At 53.5% G+C, this 17,563-nt stretch carries 16 protein-coding genes; 15 read left to right on the forward strand and 1 reads right to left on the reverse strand.

Translation table 11 applies throughout. The features are described 5' to 3' along the window. The first annotated feature begins 80 nt into the window (after positions 1-80). From nifD to ACAN56_RS23450, 12 genes are all read left to right on the forward strand, one after another. Positions 81-1,538 (forward strand): nitrogenase molybdenum-iron protein alpha chain, encoded by a 1,458-nt coding sequence (gene nifD, locus ACAN56_RS23395; protein WP_038595939.1) that lies wholly within the window; start codon positions 81-83, stop codon positions 1,536-1,538. Continuing rightward, positions 1,535-3,094 (forward strand): nitrogenase molybdenum-iron protein subunit beta, encoded by a 1,560-nt coding sequence (gene nifK / locus ACAN56_RS23400; RefSeq protein WP_038595936.1) that lies wholly within the window; start codon positions 1,535-1,537, stop codon positions 3,092-3,094. Before nifD ends, nifK begins: the two co-directional genes overlap by 4 nt. A gap of 143 nt (positions 3,095-3,237) precedes the next feature. Next, the gene (gene nifE, locus ACAN56_RS23405) at positions 3,238-4,602 is read left to right on the forward strand and encodes a nitrogenase iron-molybdenum cofactor biosynthesis protein NifE (RefSeq protein ID WP_052092279.1); all 1,365 of its coding nucleotides are present in this window, start codon (positions 3,238-3,240) and stop codon (positions 4,600-4,602) included. Next, a complete protein-coding gene (nifN, locus tag ACAN56_RS23410) occupies positions 4,592-5,920 on the forward strand; it encodes a nitrogenase iron-molybdenum cofactor biosynthesis protein NifN (RefSeq protein WP_379145936.1) in 1,329 nt (442 codons plus the stop codon). The genes nifE and nifN overlap by 11 nt, the downstream gene beginning before the upstream one ends. Beyond that, the gene (gene nifX, locus ACAN56_RS23415; RefSeq protein ID WP_038595931.1) at positions 5,895-6,299 is read left to right on the forward strand and encodes a nitrogen fixation protein NifX; all 405 of its coding nucleotides are present in this window, start codon (positions 5,895-5,897) and stop codon (positions 6,297-6,299) included. The genes nifN and nifX overlap by 26 nt, the downstream gene beginning before the upstream one ends. Further along, positions 6,283-6,849 carry a DUF269 domain-containing protein gene (locus tag ACAN56_RS23420; protein ID WP_038595928.1) on the forward strand — a complete coding sequence of 189 codons (567 nt, stop codon included), beginning with the start codon at positions 6,283-6,285 and terminating at the stop codon, positions 6,847-6,849. Before nifX ends, ACAN56_RS23420 begins: the two co-directional genes overlap by 17 nt. A gap of 36 nt (positions 6,850-6,885) precedes the next feature. Then, positions 6,886-7,638, forward strand: coding sequence for a HesA/MoeB/ThiF family protein (locus tag ACAN56_RS23425; RefSeq protein ID WP_038595924.1), 753 nt, complete (start codon positions 6,886-6,888; stop codon positions 7,636-7,638). Continuing rightward, positions 7,635-8,777: a homocitrate synthase/isopropylmalate synthase family protein gene (locus ACAN56_RS23430; protein ID WP_038595922.1), complete on the forward strand. Its 1,143-nt coding sequence runs from the start codon at positions 7,635-7,637 to the stop codon at positions 8,775-8,777. The genes ACAN56_RS23425 and ACAN56_RS23430 overlap by 4 nt, the downstream gene beginning before the upstream one ends. 209 nt (positions 8,778-8,986) lie before the next feature. After that, complete coding sequence (locus tag ACAN56_RS23435) at positions 8,987-9,760, forward strand: Cof-type HAD-IIB family hydrolase (protein WP_038595919.1); 774 nt, start codon at positions 8,987-8,989, stop codon at positions 9,758-9,760. 157 nt (positions 9,761-9,917) lie between these two features. Then, on the forward strand, positions 9,918-11,609 hold the full coding sequence (locus ACAN56_RS23440) for a glycoside hydrolase family 13 protein (protein WP_038600611.1): 1,692 nt from the start codon (positions 9,918-9,920) through the stop codon (positions 11,607-11,609). A gap of 140 nt (positions 11,610-11,749) precedes the next feature. Then, positions 11,750-12,484, forward strand: coding sequence for a class I SAM-dependent methyltransferase (locus tag ACAN56_RS23445; protein ID WP_038595916.1), 735 nt, complete (start codon positions 11,750-11,752; stop codon positions 12,482-12,484). A 42-nt stretch (positions 12,485-12,526) separates the two neighbouring features. Beyond that, positions 12,527-13,531, forward strand: coding sequence for an MBL fold metallo-hydrolase (locus tag ACAN56_RS23450; RefSeq protein ID WP_052092278.1), 1,005 nt, complete (start codon positions 12,527-12,529; stop codon positions 13,529-13,531). 213 nt (positions 13,532-13,744) lie between these two features. Here the strand turns inward: ACAN56_RS23450 and ACAN56_RS23455 are convergent, their stop codons facing one another. Continuing rightward, a complete protein-coding gene (locus ACAN56_RS23455; RefSeq protein ID WP_038600605.1) occupies positions 13,745-14,344 on the reverse strand; it encodes a phosphatidylglycerophosphatase A family protein in 600 nt (199 codons plus the stop codon). Between the two features lie 271 nt (positions 14,345-14,615). Here ACAN56_RS23455 and ACAN56_RS23460 point away from each other — a divergent pair, with 271 nt between their 5' ends. The 3 genes from ACAN56_RS23460 to ACAN56_RS23470 all read left to right on the forward strand — a co-directional run bounded on the left by ACAN56_RS23460 (position 14,616) and on the right by ACAN56_RS23470 (position 17,319). Further along, positions 14,616-15,740, forward strand: a complete 1,125-nt coding sequence (locus ACAN56_RS23460) for a GerMN domain-containing protein (RefSeq protein WP_379145938.1) — start codon at positions 14,616-14,618, stop codon at positions 15,738-15,740. Between the two features lie 186 nt (positions 15,741-15,926). Then, a complete protein-coding gene (gene rph / locus ACAN56_RS23465) occupies positions 15,927-16,685 on the forward strand; it encodes a ribonuclease PH (RefSeq protein ID WP_038595913.1) in 759 nt (252 codons plus the stop codon). 1 nt (position 16,686) lies between these two features. Then, the gene (locus ACAN56_RS23470; RefSeq protein WP_340896791.1) at positions 16,687-17,319 is read left to right on the forward strand and encodes an XTP/dITP diphosphatase; all 633 of its coding nucleotides are present in this window, start codon (positions 16,687-16,689) and stop codon (positions 17,317-17,319) included. Positions 17,320-17,563 lie beyond the last annotated feature (244 nt).

Raw genomic sequence — 17,563 nt, forward strand, 5'->3', positions numbered from 1 at the left:
TCACCGGAATCGCTCATTGTGGCACGAGAAGCCACGCAGGCGGCTTAGGCTTCCTGCACCACGAAAAGGAGGGTCAGCAAATGGGACTGGATATCGAGGCGAATAAAAAACTGGTTGAAGAAGTGCTGGAAGCCTACCCCAAAAAAGCGAAGAAAGACCGTGAAAAGCATTTTCAGATCAATACGGAAGAAGCAAAAACCTGCGGCACATGTGCGCTGAAGTCCAATATTAAATCCCGTCCCGGCGTCATGACGCCGCGCGGATGCTCCTATGCAGGGTCTAAAGGTGTGGTATGGGGACCGATCAAGGATATGGTTCATATCAGCCATGGCCCTATCGGATGCGGCCAATACAGCTGGGGGACCCGCCGCAACTATGCCAACGGGACGCTTGGGATCGACAATTTTACCGCCATGCAGATTACAAGCGATTTCCAGGAGACAGACATCGTCTTCGGCGGAGATAAGAAGCTTGAAGTGATTATGCGTGAGATTACCGAGATGTTCCCGCTCGCCAAAGGGATTTCTGTTCAATCTGAGTGTCCGGTCGGTCTGATCGGCGATGATATTGAAGCAGTATCCAAAAAAATGGCCAAAGAGCTGGAGATGCCGATCGTTCCGGTGCGCTGCGAAGGGTTCCGGGGTGTGAGCCAGTCCCTGGGCCATCATATTGCCAACGATGCAATCCGTGACTTCGTGCTCGGCAAAGCTGAACTGGCTGAAACCGGCCCTTATGATGTCAATATTATCGGCGATTATAATATCGGCGGTGATGCCTGGGCTTCCCGTATCCTGCTGGAAGAAATGGGTCTTCGCGTCATTGCCCAGTGGTCCGGCGACGGTACCTTGAATGAGCTGGAAATTGCCCATAAGGCGAAGCTGAACCTGATTCACTGCCACCGCTCCATGAACTACATGGTTGAGCATATGGAGAAGGCCTACGGTATTCCTTGGATGGAATACAACTTCTTTGGCCCTTCCAAAACGTATGAGAGCCTGCGCGCCATCGCCGCTTTGTTTGACGAGACGATCCAGGAGAATTGCGAGAAGATGATCGCAAAGCATAAACCGGAAATGGATGCCATTATTCATAAATTCAGACCGCGGCTGGAAAATAAAAAAGTGCTCCTGATGATCGGCGGTTTGCGGTCCCGCCATACGATCGGCGCTTATGAGGATCTCGGCATGGACATCGTGGCTTCCGGCTATGAATTTGCCCATAAAGATGATTACGAGAAGACCTTTCCGATGATGAAGGAAGGCACGATCATCATGGATGATCCAACGGCGTATGAACTGGAAGAGCTCGCACAGAAAATGAATGTTGACCTTGTGGGCTCGGGGGTTAAGGAGAAATATGTATACCACAAGATGGGGGTTCCGTTCCGCCAAATGCACTCCTGGGATTACAGCGGTCCGTATCATGGCTTCGACGGCTTCAAGATTTTTGCCAAAGACATGGATATGACCGTGAACAGCCCGGTGTGGAATCTGATTAGCAAGAAGGAAAAAGTCCAGGCAGAGGGGGCGAGCATATGAGCAAAGACAGACTGGAGATTCCGGATTATAACTCGTTGTTCTCGGAAGACCGCTTCGTGCAGCAGCGGGAGAATAAAAGGCAGTTCGAAGCGCCCTGCAGCGAGCAGGAAACGGCTGAAGCACTCGCTTACTCTCAATCTGCGGAGTATTTGGAGAAGAACTTTAACCGTAAAGCGGTTGTCATCAATCCGCATAAAGCCTGCCAGCCGCTTGGCTCGATCATGGCCGCGCTCGGTTTCGAGAAGACCTTGCCCTTCGTGCACGGTTCGCAGGGTTGCAATTCTTATTTCCGCAGCCATCTAAGCCGTCATTTCAAAGAGCCTACCCCTGCTGTTTCTTCTTCCATGACCGAGGACGCGGCTGTATTTGGCGGCATGAGCAATCTGATTGACGGGCTGGAGAACAGTATTGCCCTCTACAAACCGGAGATGGTTGCGCTTTGTACGACCTGTATGGCCGAGGTTATCGGCGACGACCTGTCCTCCTTCATCGGCAACGCCCGTCAAAAGGGTGTGATTTCAGAAGACTTCCCGGTTGCTTTCTGCAACACGCCAAGCTTTGTCGGATCACACATCACCGGGTATGATTCGATGCTGAAAGGAATCCTCAGCTATCTGTATGACCGTTCAGGCATTCAGGCTGCTCCGGGAAGCGGCGAAGAAACGGGGGAGAAGCTGAATGTTATGCTTGGCTTTGAGCCATACACCGGAAACTTTGCGGAAATCCGTAAAATTCTGAATGCCTTTGATACCAAATATACTTTCCTTGGCGATCACAGCGGCAACTATGACTCTCCGGCTACGGGAGAATACGAATATTATTACGGTGGAACGAAGCTTGATGATGTGCCTCTGGCCGCTAACGCGCTCGCTACGCTGTCGCTGCAGAAATACACGCTCAAAAAGACACAGGATTATATCGGCGGAACCTGGAAGCAGCTGATCGCTGCGATGTCCACACCGCTCGGCATTACAGGAACCGACAAGCTGCTGGATACCATCAGTGAGCTGACGGGTCTTCCAGTTCCTGCATCGCTTACTGAAGAACGCGGCCGGGTAGTAGATGCCCTTATGGACAGCCACCCTTACATTCACGGCAAGCGGGTGGCACTGGTCGGTGATCCCGACCTGCTCATCGGACTCATCGGGTTCTGTCTGGAAACCGGTATGGAGCCTGTGCATATCGTCTGCTCGAATGGGGATGTGGACTTCAATGATGTGAAATTCAAGGAGGAAGCCGAGGCGCTGCTGGCCTCCAGTCCGTACGGCTCGGAAGCCGCCGTTTATATCGGCAAAGACCTGTGGCATATGCGTTCACTGCTGCTGAACGATCCGGTGGATCTGGCGATCGGCAGCTCGCATCTGAAGTTCGCAGCCAAGGATGCGAATGTGCCGCTGATCCGGGTGGGGTTCCCGATCTTTGACCGTCATCACATGCACCGTTATCCGGTTCTTGGATACCAAGGTGCACTGAATTTGCTCAGTCTGATCGTTAATACTGTTCTGGATGAGCTTGACCGCAACCATTCCGGGTTCAACTTTGATCTGGTACGGTAAGAGAAAACACATGAATTTCTATGAATTATAAAATAGTTAAGTTCCCGGCGTTCTCGTTTTCCCCGGATATTCGCTCTCCTGTTTCATAGATGCAGGATTGCCTGTAGTAAGCATCCACCTTTAACGAAGGAGATGAAGAGCCGATGGACCCTGTGCGAAAAGACGAATTTGATTCCGAGGCTTGCGGGAGCCTCTCCCCCAAATCCAAGCCTTGTCCGCGGCCCAAACCGGGTGAAGCGGCCGGAGGCTGCTCCTTCGACGGAGCCCAAATCACATTGCTGCCGATTATGGATGCCGCGCATCTTGTCCATGGTCCGATTGCCTGTGCCGGGAACAGCTGGGAGAGCAGAGGGGCGTTGTCCAGCGGGCCTTCTCTGTCCCAGTATGGCTTTGCTACGGATCTTAACGATTCCGATATTATTTTTGGCGGGGAAAAGAAACTGAAGGAAAGTATCGACTATATTGCCGGGCGCTTTGCGCCTCCGGCAATATTTGTATATTCAACCTGTGTGACGGCTCTGATTGGCGAAGATATGGATGCTGTGTGCAAGGAGGCAGGGGAACGTCTGCATATCCCTGTTATTCCCGTGAACAGCCCGGGCTTTGTCGGCAGCAAGAATCTGGGCAACCGGCTGGCGGGTGATGCTCTGCTGCAGTATGTGATCGGGACAGGTGAACCGGAGCCGGGAACTCCGCTCGGCGTCAATTTGATCGGTGAATATAATATTGCCGGTGAAATGTGGGATATCGAGAAGCTGATGAACAGTGCCGGAATCGCCGTAACCTCGCGTATTACAGGAGATGCCAGATATAAGGAGATTACCTGGGCGCACCGTGCCAAGGTGAATATGGTGGTCTGCAGCCGCGCGCTGCTCGGTCTTGCCAAAGAGATGGAGTCGAGATATGGCATCCCTTATTTTGAGGGCTCTTTCTACGGGGCCAAGGAAACGACGTATTCCCTGCGCCAAATGGCGTATCTGATGAATGACCGTGAAATGGAGCGCCGTGTTGACCGGTTGACCGAGCGTGAAGAAAGTCGGCTGGCCATGGATTTGCGTCCGTACCGCAAGCTGCTGAAAGGGAAAAAGGCGGTGCTGTACACCGGCGGCGTTAAAAGCTGGTCCGTGATTTCCGCACTTAAAGAACTGGGTGTTCAGGTGGTTGGAGTCGGCACGAACAAAAGCACAGAGGATGATGTGCGGCGTATTGCCGACAGGGTAGGGGATGACACCGAATATATTCCGGAAGGCGGTGCGAGCCGGATTCTCAAAACTGTACGGGAACGTAAAGCTGATATCATGATCGCCGGCGGGCGCAATATGTATGTGGCGATGAAAGAGCAAATTCCTTTTATTGATATCAACCAGGAGAGGCACAAGGCTTACGCCGGGTATGAGGGGCTGCTGCGGCTGGCCAAGGAGCTGACGTATTCCCTGGCGAATCCAATCTGGAAGCTGGCATCTAGTCCTGCTCCATGGGATAAGGAGGCTCCGCCCTATGACCGTTAACCGGAGAAAAAAGCCCGCCTCGGTCAATCCGATCAAGATTGGCCAATCGCTGGGGGCTGTTCTGGCCCTTCAAGGCTGCTACCGCGCCATGCCGCTAATCCACGGCTCCCAAGGCTGTTCCGCTTTTCCCAAAGCACTGCTTACCCGGCATTTCCGCGAGCCGATCGCCGTACAGACCTCGGCGCTGCAGGAAATGGATGTTATTTTCGATGCTAACCGCAATTTGGAGGAGGCGCTCAATCTTGTGCTGAGCAAGCACCGGCCCGATATTATCGGCATTGTGGGAACAGAATTGACCGATGTGGCCGGAGTGGACTATCAAAGCCTGCTCAAGACGTATAAGCGGGAACGCAATATGCGCGGCGGGCTGGCGTTCTCCGTTGTACTGCCCGACTTTCGGGGCTCATTGGAGTCAGGGTTCAGCACTACAGTGGAGGCAATGATCGACGAGATGATCCAGCAGGTTGGACACCGGGGTTCGAGGAATGTAAATACCCGCCAGATTACGCTGCTTCCGGGTTCCTTTCTGACACCTGCAGATGTGATGGAGCTGAAGGAAATGATCTCATCCTTCGGATTTGATGTTATTGCTGTACCGGATATATCCACCTCGCTGTCCGGCCATCTCCTAACCGGATTTTCCCCGCTGACCCGAGGCGGTGTACCGCTGGATTCCATGCTGCAGAGCCTGCAGTCCGGCCTGACGATTGCCGTCGGAGCCAGCATGGAACGTCCGGCCAGGAGGCTGCACAATGCACTGGGCACACCCTACAAGGTATTTAATGGAGCCATGGGGCTCAAGGCAACAGATGATCTGCTGCATTTCCTGCATCAGATCAGCGGCGAGCCGGTGCCGCTCCGTTATTGCTGGCAGCGGGAGAACCTGCTTGACAGCATGCTGGATGCACATTTCCAATTTGCCGGAATGTCGGTGGTGGCCGCGCTGGAGCCGGATCATCTGTATTCCGTCTCAAGCTGGCTTGAGGAACTGGGCATGGAACAAAAGGCGCTGATTGCATCCTATGAAACTCCGATTGTTGCAGGTATGGAGCGGGAGGTGTGGGTAGGTGATCTGGATGATGCCGAGGTGCTCGGAAAAGACGCGGATTTATGGATCAGTAATTCGCATGGGATCGCAGGAGCAGAACGTATTGAAGCTGCATTTCTGGCGGCGGGTTTTCCGGTCTGGAGTGAGCTTGGGGCGTATATGTCCGTTTCGGTCGGCTATAGGGGTGCTATGGAATGGAGTAATAAAGCTGGGAATTTGTTGATGCGAAGGGAGGCTGAGCGCCGTGAAGGTAGCGTTCGCCACAGATGACGGAAACCGTGTAAATGCCCATTTCGGGCAAAGTCCAATGTTCGCTGTTTACAATGTGGCCAAAAATGGCGGAGAGCTCTTGGAGCTGCGCAAGCTCCCAGCCCTGCTCAATGAAGATGAAGCGGGCAGGATCGACAGCCGCCTGGAGGCGATAGGTGATTGTACCCTGATCTTCATTATGCAGATCGGGGCCTCCGCAGCGGCGAGGGTCACCCGCCGCAAGATTATGCCGGTGAAGGTACCCTTTGGCAGTCCGATTGATGAGCAGGTGAAACGGCTGGTGGAAATGCTTCAGGGCAAACCGCCCATGTGGCTGGCTAAGGTGCTGCGGGCGGAAGAAGAAGGCGAAGGGGAGGGAGTAGATGGAACCCATGGCTAAGACGAACATTAGTCTGTCAGGAGAAGCGGCTCAAGAAGGCGCGGCAGTACAACGCCGCAGCCGCTCCAGCCACAAGCCGCCGGATCCGGATACGGCGGATGCTTTTGTCCGGCGTTTATGCTATCTGCTGGGTACGGAAGACTTCTTTGGAAAATACGCTTCGTTTACGCCGCAGGCAAAGATCGCCAAGCAGTTTCTGGCTTCCGCCGAGGACAAAAGCAAGTCGGAATTTAACTGTGCCGTATCTCCGGAAGTGCGGCATCAGGTGCCGCTTGTCTTTCAGGCCGTCGCCGGCGTGATGGAAGAAAAAAGCGGCGTTATCGTACAGAGCACCGCCGAGATTAATGGAGAAGGCTTCGGGCGCGGACTGCTGTACACCGGCCGGGTGATCCTCGTTCTCAAAAGCCTGCGGGCCGGTTTCCCCTTTCCGTTCACGGCGGAAGAGAAGCTGATCCGTTACGGGGTGGAGTGTGTGGAGGAAGGGCTGGATTTTTTGCATAAATATAAGGAAATTACCGCCCTGCACGGTTTGCTAAGCCTGGAGGGCTAGCCAGTAAATGAATATCAGTCACAGGGGGAGACAGGGATGGAGCAGCTTGCCGGAGGTTTGGAGCTGGAACGGTATGCCCGGCAGCTGAAGCTGCTTGGAGAAAGCGGACAGCAGGCGCTGAAGGAAGCTACGGTTATGGTGGCCGGAATCGGCGGACTTGGAGGAACGGCCGCACTGTATTTGGCAGCGGCTGGCGTCGGCAAGCTTATTTTAGCCCATGAGGGAATCATCCTTGCACCGGATCTCAACCGGCAGATTCTTATGGACAGCGATCACCTGGGCATGGAACGGATAAGCACGGCAGCAGCGCAGCTGAAGCGGCTGAATCCGCATGTGGAGATCGAAGGGCATAATTCCAAAATTGAATATGAGATTGCCAGACCCTGGGTAGAGAGCGCCGATATTGTAATTGACGCCCGCTATGATTTTCCGGAGAGATATGCGTTGAACCGCATTTGTGTGGATACCGGGACGCCTATGGTGGAAGCTGCGATGTACGGCTTTGAGATTTCGCTTACCACTGTCGTTCCCGGGGAAACGCCCTGCCTGGAATGCCTATATCCAGATCTGCAGCCGCAGTGGGAACCGTTCGGGTTTCCAGTTTTGGGAGCTACGTCCGGAATTGCGGGTTGTTTGGCAGCACTGGAAGCCGTAAAATGGATTACAAGGGTAGGGACAACTTATGCGGGCGTAATGCATCGCTTCAGCTCACTCGACTTCGCCTGTTACAGCGTTGGGCTTACCCGTAATCCGAATTGCGCCTGCTGCGGAGAAGGAGGTAAACCGTGAAAAGTCTCAAGCTATGTGACACGACACTTAGGGATGGTGAACAGGCGGCTGGAGTTTCATTCACGAGGGCGGAAAAGCTGGAAATCGCAAAGTTGCTGTCGGAGTGCGGAGTAGAGCAAGCAGAGGTGGGTATTCCTGCCATGGGCAAGCGGGAGCAGGAGGATATTGCGGCAATCGCCGAACTGGGGCTTCCCATGAAGCTTATGACCTGGAACCGCTCGGTCCTTGGCGATATCGACAAAGCGCGCAGTACCGGAGTGAACTGGAGCCATGTGTCCATTCCGGTCTCGGAGATTCAGCTTCAGGGCAAGCTTGGGCTGACGCCGGCAGAGGGGCTGAACAAGCTGCTTCGTGCGGCGGAGCATGGACTCAGGCTGGGAATGACGGTGTCGGTAGGGATGGAGGACTCCTCCAGAGCGAATATGGAATTCCTGGTTGAATTGGTGAACAGCCTGTATAAAGAAGGAATCCGCTGGTTCCGTTATGCGGATACCGTATCTGCCCATCATCCCGGGCAGATGGCGGAGCGGGTAAGCACGCTGCTGGGGGCGGTTCCCGCGGATGTGGAGCTGGAAGTGCACTGCCATAATGACTTCGGGCTGGCATGCGCCAACACACTTAGCGGCATTGCCGCAGGTGCGGTTTGGGCCAGCACCACCGTAGCCGGCATTGGCGAACGCACGGGCAACGCGGCCATGGAGGAAGTTGCCATGGCCTGGCGGCATTTGTACGGCGGGGAGAGCGGTGTGCGGATGGATCTGCTCAAGGGTTTGGCGGATAAGGTTATTGCCGCCTCCGGGCGCAGTGTCGGCGATGCGAAGCCGATTGTGGGGCAGCTGGCATTTACGCATGAGTCGGGAATCCATGTGGACGGGCTGATGAAGGAGAAAAGCACGTATCAGACCTTTGATCCTGCGGAGGTGGGGCGGACGCACCGTTTCGTGCTGGGCAAACATTCCGGGAGCAATGGGGTAATCCATGTGCTGGAACAGAGAGGACTTGAGGTGAATGCCGACACGGCGGGGCGTTTGCTGGAACGGGTCCGCGTATACGCGGAGGCCAGAAAAGGCACCGTTCCGGAGTATTTGCTGGTGCAGTGGCTGATGGAGGATCAGCAGCGGGCCCAGAATGCGGTTTGAGCACCTGGAGTAAGTGATGAAGCAAGCAGCGTTCCGCTTCCTTTGTGGAGGCGGAACGCTGCTTGCTTTTTTGGCGGGTAATCTTGTTCAGAAGGCTTCTGTGCCGTGAAAAAAGCTGCGATTATTGTTGAAAACTTGCATAGCTTACTGTAAGCAACTACAATCTGAGCAGGATAGATTCATAGAGAATGCAAGAAGAATGGAGAGCTATGACTACAAAAACGATTTTTTTTGATATTGACGGTACGATTTATGATGAGGATAAACAGGTGCCTGCCTCCACCAAGGAAGCTATCGCGGAGCTCCAGCGACTGGGCCATCATGTGGCCATCGCTACAGGGAGAGCCTCCTACATGTTTGAGGATCTGCGGGAAGAGCTGGGGATCGATTCGTATGTTTCGCTTAACGGGCAATATGTTGTTTTTGAGGGGGAAGTGATTTACCGCAATCCGCTGGATACGGCTGCCTTGAAGGAGCTTACACTGTTCGCCGATAAGCAGGATCAGCCGGTAGCCTATATTGATGCCATTGACATGAAGGTGAACGTTGCGGAGCATGAGTATATTCAGACAAGCTTAGGATCACTGAAGCTGGCCTTTCCGACGCATGATGCAGAGTATTTTCTGCTGAATGAAATTTATCAGGCGATGATCTTTTGCCCGAAGGAGAGTCAGGACATGTATGTGGAAGCCTACCCCGGCTTCAAATTTATCCGCTGGCATCCGCTCTGTATGGATGTTCTGCCCGGCAACGGCTCGAAGGCTAACGGCATTGCCCAAATGATGAAGCATCTCGGGGTGAAGAAGGAAGATATTTATGCTTTTGGCGATGGCCTCAATGATGTAGAGATGCTGCAATTTGTCGGTCATGGCATCGCGATGGGCAATGCGGAGGATGAGGTTAAGGCCGTGGCTCCATATGTCACCAAGCATGTCAGCGAGAACGGAATTTATGAAGGATTAAAGATGGTGGGTTTGCTGTAGGTTAGGGATTTTTACAGAATCAATATATAAAACCATTTGTTATCGTCTTCCTCCAGTGTGGTTAAGATATATTAATATGTCCGGGCGAAGCCGCGCCGGTTTCGCCGGAGATCAGGATCTTAAACTACAGGAATTGAAGGAAGCGGAGGGAACCGGAGTGAACCCTAAATGGTGGAAAGAAAGCGTCGTGTACCAGATTTATCCGATCAGCTTTATGGACAGCAACGGTGACGGCATAGGCGATCTGCGCGGGATTATTTCCAAGCTCGATTACCTGCAGAATCTGGGTGTCGATGTCATCTGGGTGTGTCCGATTTATAAATCGCCAAACCATGACAATGGCTATGATATTAGTGATTACTGCGACATTATGAAGGAATTCGGGACGATGGATGATTTTGACCGGCTGCTCAGTGAGATGCATTCGCGCGGCATGAAGCTGATGATGGATCTGGTGCTGAATCATACCTCCCATGAGCATCCGTGGTTTATTGAATCGCGAAGCTCGAAGGATAATCCTAAACGGGATTTTTATATATGGAAAAAAGCCAAAAACGGCGGTCCGCCAAACAACTGGGAATCGTATTTCAGCGGTACGGTCTGGGAGCTGGATCCGGTGACGGACGAGTATTATCTCCATCTGTACTCCAAATATCAGCCGGATCTGAACTGGGAAAATCCCGTGGTAATCGACAAGCTGCATGAAATGGTGCAGTGGTGGCTGAAAAAAGGGGTCGACGGGTTCCGGTTTGACGCGATCGCCCACATCGTGAAGGCGGAGGGTTACCCTGATGCGCATAACCCGGGCGGAACGCCGACGGTGCGCGCCTATGATATGTTCTCTAACCTGTCGCATGTGCACACACTGCTGCAGAATCTGCACGATCGGGTGCTGTACTTCTACGATATTATGACGGTTGGCGAAACCTCGGGCCTCGGGCCGGAGCAGGCGCTGGATTATGTCGGGGACGGACGCCGGGAGCTGAACATGACCTTTCAGTTTGAACATATGAATCTGGATGCCGCCTCACCGGGCGGAGGGAAGTGGGATGTGGTTCCCTGGCGCCTGACGGAGCTCAAAAAAATCATCAGCAACTGGCAGACCGTCCTGCATGACCGGGGCTGGAACGCCAATTATTTATGCAATCATGACCAGCCGCGTTCGGTATCGAGGTTTGGCGACGATCTCTTCTACCGTGTTCCTTCGGCCAAAATGCTGGCCACCTTTATTCATATGCTGGAGGGTACGCCTTACATTTATCAGGGCGAAGAAATCGGCATGACGAATGTGGCTTTTGAATCAATCGACGAATACAGGGATGTGGAAACGCTCAATTATTATGAGGAAAAGCGTTCAAACGGCGTACCCGAAGCCGACATTATGGCCGCCATACACAAAAAAAGCCGGGACAATGCCCGCACGCCGATGCAATGGGATGATGGAGAAGAAGGGGGCTTCACAACCGGTGTGCCTTGGATCAGAGTGAACTCCAATTTCAAGGAAATAAATGCGGCTAGTGCAGTCAAAGACCCCGATTCAATTTTTAACTACTATAAAAAGCTGATTGAGCTGCGTAAAAATCATCAGGTGATCGTCTATGGTGAATATGGATTGTTGCTGGAGGAGCATCCGGAGATTTATGCCTATACCCGTACGCTGGAGGAGCAGCGGCTGCTGGTGATTTTGAATTTTTATGGCCAGGAGCCAGTGTTCGAGCTTCCGGGTGAATTCCAGCCGGAGAAGCTGGAGCTGCTGATCTCCAATTATGCCCCTTCCAAAGAGGAAGATCTAAGAAAGCTGAAGCTTCGTCCTTATGAGGCAAGGGTATATCTGCAGCGTCAACGTTGAAAAAGCAGAGAGTTGCCATGGCGCGGGAAGTATGGCGAAATGGCGACTCTTTTTTGAGTTTGCCGGCAAAAGGGGTTACAATTGCGGTACATTAGCATACATAGAGAGGTTTTTGCAGGTGCTGAGGGAGGAGAGAAATCATGAGTGAGTGGTATGAAGAGAGCTTTGGAGAAGACTATTTAATTGTCTACAGACACAGGGACTTCGGAGGGGCACGCCGCGAAGTGGAAAAGATGATCGACTGGCTTGCGCTTCCCCATGGCGCCAAAGTGCTGGATCTCTGCTGCGGGATGGGGCGTCATTCGCTGGCACTCTCGGAGGCCGGGTACGAGGTTACCGGTGTAGATTTATCCGAGGCGTTGCTGAGGGAGGCGCGTTCCCAGAAGGGAGCCGGATCGGTGACCTGGATACGCTCCGATATGCGGAAGCTGCCGCTGGATGGCGGTTTTGACGCAGTGGTTAACCTGTTTACTTCCTTCGGTTATTTTGAGGAGGATGAGGAACAGGTGAAGGTGCTGCGGGAAATTCACCGGATGCTTAAGCCGGGCGGCAAGTTTATTATAGATTTCCTTAACCCTGCTTATGTGATCCGCCATCTTGTACCACATTCCATTCGTGAGGATGGAGACAATCTCATTGATGAGTCACGCCGGATCGAAAACGGTTATGTGATGAAAGATATCATTCTTACCTCCAAAACAAATCAGACGCCCCGCCGCTACCATGAACGGGTAAAGCTCTATTCGCTGGAACAGTTCAGCAAGATGATCGCAGCCGCAGAACTGCGCCTCGAAGCTGTGCATGGCTGCTACGATGAAAGCGACTATGATGCAGAAAGCTCAACCCGGATGATCTTCCGGGGGATCCGGACTTAGATGGTTTCGGGAAGAAGACTTAGAGGAGGCGGCGAAGATTCCATGCGAAAGCCGGAAATCAAGATAAGGGACAGCGGCATTATCCAGATTTCGGTGCCGATGGCCCCGCCGCTGCGCCAGGTGAACAGCTATCTATTGCCAGACCGGGACGGCAACTATACGGTGATCGACCCCGGCCCGCATACGCTTGAGGCGGAGCTGGCTTGGCAGGAGGTTATGCAGGAGCTGGACTTCTCTTGGGACAAGGTGCACGGTGTTGTTGTCACACACCATCATCCCGACCATTACGGACTGGCCGGCTGGATGCAAACCCGCAGCGGCAGCAAGGTGTGGATATCGGAACGGGCTCATGCGGAAGCCCGGATGACCTGGGGAGCGGAGGCCACTCTGAACGAGACGCTGCCGCTCCAGTTCCTCCGGCATGGAATGCCGGAGCATTTGATTCAGGGGATCAGGGAGCATCTGGAGGGCTTCCTTCCAGAGGTAACCCCGCAGCCGGAGGTTACCTATATAAATGCTGCCACCCCTTTTCCGATGGGGGACCGTGAGTGGCAGCCGCTGGTTACCGGCGGGCATGCGCCGGGACATGTGTCGTTTTATCACGGCGGCAGCGGGCTTATGCTCTGCGGCGATGCTGTGCTGCCGCAAATCTCGCCCAATGTCAGCCTGCAGCCCGGCAGTGATCCGCAGCCGCTGCTGACCTTCATGGAGGGGCTGCGTGCGCTGCGCAGCTACCCGGTGGTGATGGCGTTCCCGGGGCACCGGGAACCGTTCGCCGGCTTTGCGGAGCGGCTGGACAGCCTGCTCCGCCATCACGAGGAGCGGCTGGATGCCACAGCCGCCCTGCTGGGTGAAGGCCCGCTGAGCGGATTCGCCGTCTGCGAGGCTATGTTCCGCAGCCGCGTAACCAGCGCGCATCAGCTGCGCTTTGCCATGGGCGAGACGCTGGCGCATCTCGCCGAGCTGGTGCGCCGGGAGCGGGCGGCAGTAATAGAGCCTGCTCCCGGGACGGGTGGCAGCGTGCTGTTCGCTGCTCTGAGCCCGTAGAGCTGCTTCAAGCTCAAGCGGCGGCAGGACGTTGCCGCGCGCGGAGTGAAGAGGGCGGGGCTGGCGGGAATAAGCAAGCTATAGCGCAACAAAGCAAATAGAGAACAATACTTAAAGCCATGACACAGAGTGAGCGCGATATTTCCGCTGCACTGTGGCATGGCTTTTTATAGTTGCTGCTATTCTCAAGGGACTTGCATTAATCACTGATCCTCACTCCGGCAAGTCGCTGCCAGCCGCTGGTTTCTTGGCAGCTTCTTCAACATCTTCGGGTGCATGGGGCAGGCCAAGCTCCTGTTCGCGCTCTGCTTGTTTCCGGTGAGCGATACGGCTGCTGGCGGCAGCGGCTACAGCGCCTACGATGTCATCCAAGAACGTATGGATCTCTCCGGTCGTTTTGTCATTGAGCCGTTCGAGCACGCCGGGCTTCAGTTTATCTACATAACCATAATTGGTGAAGCCTATGCTTCCGTACACATTCACGATGGAAAAAGCGAGGATTTCATCGACGCCGTACAATCCTTCATCGTTCTCAATCATGTCCTGCAGCGGGGGAAGCAGCTTGCCTTCCTCTGCCAGCACATCCAGCTGGATACCGGTCAGCACCGCATTCTGCACTTCACGTTTGCTGAGTACCATCTCAACGTTATGGACACATTCCTCCATCGTCAGATTCGGATAATATTTCTTTTGCAGGAGCATGACCAGCTCGGCAATTTCTGTAACGGTCACTCCGCGTTTGTGCATCCAGACTTTAGTTGCTTCCGCAACGGCCTTGCTGTTGAGACTGTAAGGGATTTTTGCATCAGCCATCATCTGTCACCTCATAGTAAGTAGTAGTTTTATTGCCTCTTATCATTTCCTTTTCTTTTCCTTCGAAAAAATCTGAAGGTAGTGAGATTGTACAGATTCTGGCAGTCAATGTCCAGCAGGTGCACTATTTCTGTGAAGTGGAAGTGTAGTGACTTACCTGCCAATTATTTTACGGCCAATAATTTAGGATAAGCCGTTGTTATTTTTTGGACAGAGGGCTCGTATACATAGCAGTACAATCTGGTATTAACCTTGAAAGGGGTAATTATTGATGAAACATATGAAGCAAATCCGCAATCTCTCGGCGGTTTGTCTGCTGACGGTTCCACTTGCATTGTCCGGCTGCGGTCTGTTTGGCTCAGAGTCGGCAGCGGTTGATCCGCCGCCGGGAGAAGTTGAGGCGCAAATGCTGGAGGTTAGCGGAACTACCGAGCTGGATTCCGGGGTGTTCGCACCGCTTGCCCCGGAAGAAAAAGAAGCTGTAGCTGATAAGGATGCCAAAGCAGCCGCACCGGCAGAGGCCGGGGAGCGGACAACCGTCTTTCTCGAAGATGGGAACGGATTGCTTGCGCCTGTATCGCTTAGCCTGCCGAAAGGCGAGAGCTCTGCTATGCTAAAGGATTCGCTCACGGCACTGGTCAGCAAGGGTGCCTACGCCTCGTCTTTGCCGGAAGGTTTTCAGGGTGTGCTTCCTGCCGGAACGGAAGTGAAGAGTGTCTCCGTGGATAAAGATAAGCTGGCCGTTGTCGAGTTCAACTCTACCTTTAACGACTACGATCCGCTGGAGGAGCGCAAAATTCTCGAAGCAATTACCTGGACATTAACCGGCCAGGAGGGCATTAAGGGCGTGCAGCTCTGGGTTGAAGGCAAGAAATTGACAGAAATGCCGCTGCTCGGCATCCCGCTGGACCGTGCGCTGACACGCAGCATGGGCATTAATCTGCCGAAGCATGGAACACCGCTGATGAATTCCAGCGCAGTTACGGTTTATTTTTCCGCTGCAGCCCCTGATGGCGTTCATCAGTATTATGTGCCTGTAACCCGGTTTGTACCCGCGGGAGAAGAGCCGCTGAAAGCAGCCTTGAACGAACTGATTGCCGGACCGGAATCCGGAAACGGCCTGGAGATGGTAATGACCCAGGAAACCGTGCTCGACTCGGTGAAAGCGGGGCAGAATGGTGTAGTTACAGTCTCTTTGACCGACGATATGTTTGCGGACAGCAAAAATGTTCCTAATGAATTTCTGGAATCCGTAGTGCTGACAGTCGCGCAAAATGCCGAGGATGCTCCCGTCCAGATTCGCCTGAACGGCAAGGAGACAGTCACCGGAAGCAATAATGTTGATTACGGCAAGCCGGTTTCTGCTCCGGAATATGTGAACGAGCTGCCGTTATAAAATGCATCCGGCAGGCTGAAAAGATGCTTTTGTGCCTACTCTTTGGTAGAATAAAGTTTGCCAAGCAGAAACGGATAACGTCCTTAACCGGGGTGTTATCCGTTTCTGCGGAAATCTAAGAATGCAGTGATTTCTGGCAGGCAGCACACAAACTTTAGCTACACAAAGATGCAGGAGGCAGAAAACATGAGATCAAACGGACGTAACGACGACGGGCTCCGGCCGCTGACAATAACAACCCAAACGAATAAATATGCGGAGGGTTCCGTAATCATTGAGATGGGGGACACCAAAGTTATCTGTACGGCAACTGTGGATGAGAAGGTCCCGCCTTTTCTTAAAGGACAAGGCAAGGGATGGGTGACCGCCGAATATTCCATGCTTCCCCGGGCCACACAGACACGCAACCAGCGTGAAGCGGCGCGCGGCAAGCTTACCGGGCGGACGATGGAAATTCAGCGTCTGATTGGCCGGGCGCTACGTTCGGTTGTTAATTTGCAGGCGCTCGGCGAGCGCAGCATTACGCTGGACTGCGATGTGATTCAAGCGGACGGAGGCACACGGACGGCTTCGATTACGGGTGCTTTTGTAGCGATGGCCTTTGCGATCAACAAAATTGCGCTCCAGCACAAGCTGAGCGTATTCCCGATTACGGACTATCTGGCGGCAATCAGCGTCGGTGTGGTTGGCGACAAAACGCTGCTGGATTTGAACTATGAAGAGGATTCCAAAGCCAAGGTCGATATGAATGTGGTCATGACGGGCGGAGGCGCTTTTGTGGAGGTGCAGGGCACCGGCGAAGAGCGGCCGTTCACCCGCCAGGAGCTGGACCAGCTGCTGGGCTTGGGCGAGAAGGGGATTTACGAGCTGATCGCTGTGCAAAAAGAAGTGCTTGGTCCCATCGCCCTCAAAATACCGTCCGGCCAGCCAGGCCAAGAGGTGTAGTATGAAGACCGCCAGCGGAATTCTGATTGTTGCGACGAAAAATAAAGGCAAGGTGCGCGAATTCCAGCATGCTTTTGCACCGCTTGGGCTGGAGGTCAAAAGTATGTTCGATTATCCCGCTCTGCCGGATGTAGTGGAAGACGGGGTTACTTTTGCCGAAAATGCGCTGAAAAAGTCAAAAGCCGTAGGCGATGCCTTGGGACTGCCCGTTCTGGCGGATGATTCCGGTCTTTGTGTGGATGCCATTGACGGCAGGCCGGGGGTCTACTCGGCACGTTATGCGGGTGAAGGCGCAGAGGACGGTGAGAACAACCTTAAGCTGCTGAACGAGCTGGAAGAACTTAAGCAGGGCGAGGATACCGGCCAGCCGCTGCTCAGCACGGCCCGGTTCGTCTGCGCGTTATCGCTGTACGATCCTGCAAATGGACAAGAGCTTACCGCTGAAGGCAGGGTAGAGGGCTGGATTACCTCTGAGCCTGCCGGCGGCGGCGGGTTCGGCTATGACCCGCTCTTTTATCTGCCGGAATTTGAGAAGACAATGGCGGAGCTGACGCTGGAAGAGAAGCAGCAGATCAGCCACCGGGGGATGGCGCTGCGGCTGCTGACCGAGAAGCTTGCGGCTTCCCGCCAGTAAGAGCCAGCAGGACAAATTATATTGATTCGACAACATTGCGGCAGGTAAATTGACATGCGGTGAAAAATTTCGCAAGAATAAATTTCTCCTATACGTTAAGTAAAAACAACCTGTCCGCGAATTTTGCAGACAGGTTGTTTTATTATTACCCTGATATACCTAGATTTGAAACCGTTTACACTAAAAAGAAAGATTATTTCTTTTTTATTTATTTTTATGAAAAAATACTTCATTATTTTTCCTT

Origin of the sequence: Paenibacillus paludis (genome assembly GCF_042610515.1) — a bacterium.
GTDB lineage: Bacteria > Bacillota > Bacilli > Paenibacillales > Paenibacillaceae > Paenibacillus_AQ.

Excerpts from the sequence above, each read along its gene's own strand:
- nifD (WP_038595939.1), top strand. The coding sequence starts at position 81 with ATGGGACTGGATATCGAGGCGAATAAAAAACTGGTTGAAGAAGTGCTG.
- nifK (WP_038595936.1), top strand. The coding sequence starts at position 1,535 with ATGAGCAAAGACAGACTGGAGATTCCGGATTATAACTCGTTGTTCTCG.
- nifE (WP_052092279.1), top strand. The coding sequence starts at position 3,238 with ATGGACCCTGTGCGAAAAGACGAATTTGATTCCGAGGCTTGCGGGAGC.
- nifN (WP_379145936.1), top strand. The coding sequence starts at position 4,592 with ATGACCGTTAACCGGAGAAAAAAGCCCGCCTCGGTCAATCCGATCAAG.
- ACAN56_RS23420 (WP_038595928.1), top strand. The coding sequence starts at position 6,283 with ATGGAACCCATGGCTAAGACGAACATTAGTCTGTCAGGAGAAGCGGCT.
- ACAN56_RS23425 (WP_038595924.1), top strand. The coding sequence starts at position 6,886 with ATGGAGCAGCTTGCCGGAGGTTTGGAGCTGGAACGGTATGCCCGGCAG.
- ACAN56_RS23435 (WP_038595919.1), top strand. The coding sequence starts at position 8,987 with ATGACTACAAAAACGATTTTTTTTGATATTGACGGTACGATTTATGAT.
- ACAN56_RS23445 (WP_038595916.1), top strand. The coding sequence starts at position 11,750 with ATGAGTGAGTGGTATGAAGAGAGCTTTGGAGAAGACTATTTAATTGTC.
- ACAN56_RS23450 (WP_052092278.1), top strand. The coding sequence starts at position 12,527 with ATGCGAAAGCCGGAAATCAAGATAAGGGACAGCGGCATTATCCAGATT.
- ACAN56_RS23455 (WP_038600605.1), bottom strand. The coding sequence starts at position 14,344 with ATGGCTGATGCAAAAATCCCTTACAGTCTCAACAGCAAGGCCGTTGCG.
- ACAN56_RS23460 (WP_379145938.1), top strand. The coding sequence starts at position 14,616 with ATGAAACATATGAAGCAAATCCGCAATCTCTCGGCGGTTTGTCTGCTG.
- rph (WP_038595913.1), top strand. The coding sequence starts at position 15,927 with ATGAGATCAAACGGACGTAACGACGACGGGCTCCGGCCGCTGACAATA.
- ACAN56_RS23470 (WP_340896791.1), top strand. The coding sequence starts at position 16,687 with ATGAAGACCGCCAGCGGAATTCTGATTGTTGCGACGAAAAATAAAGGC.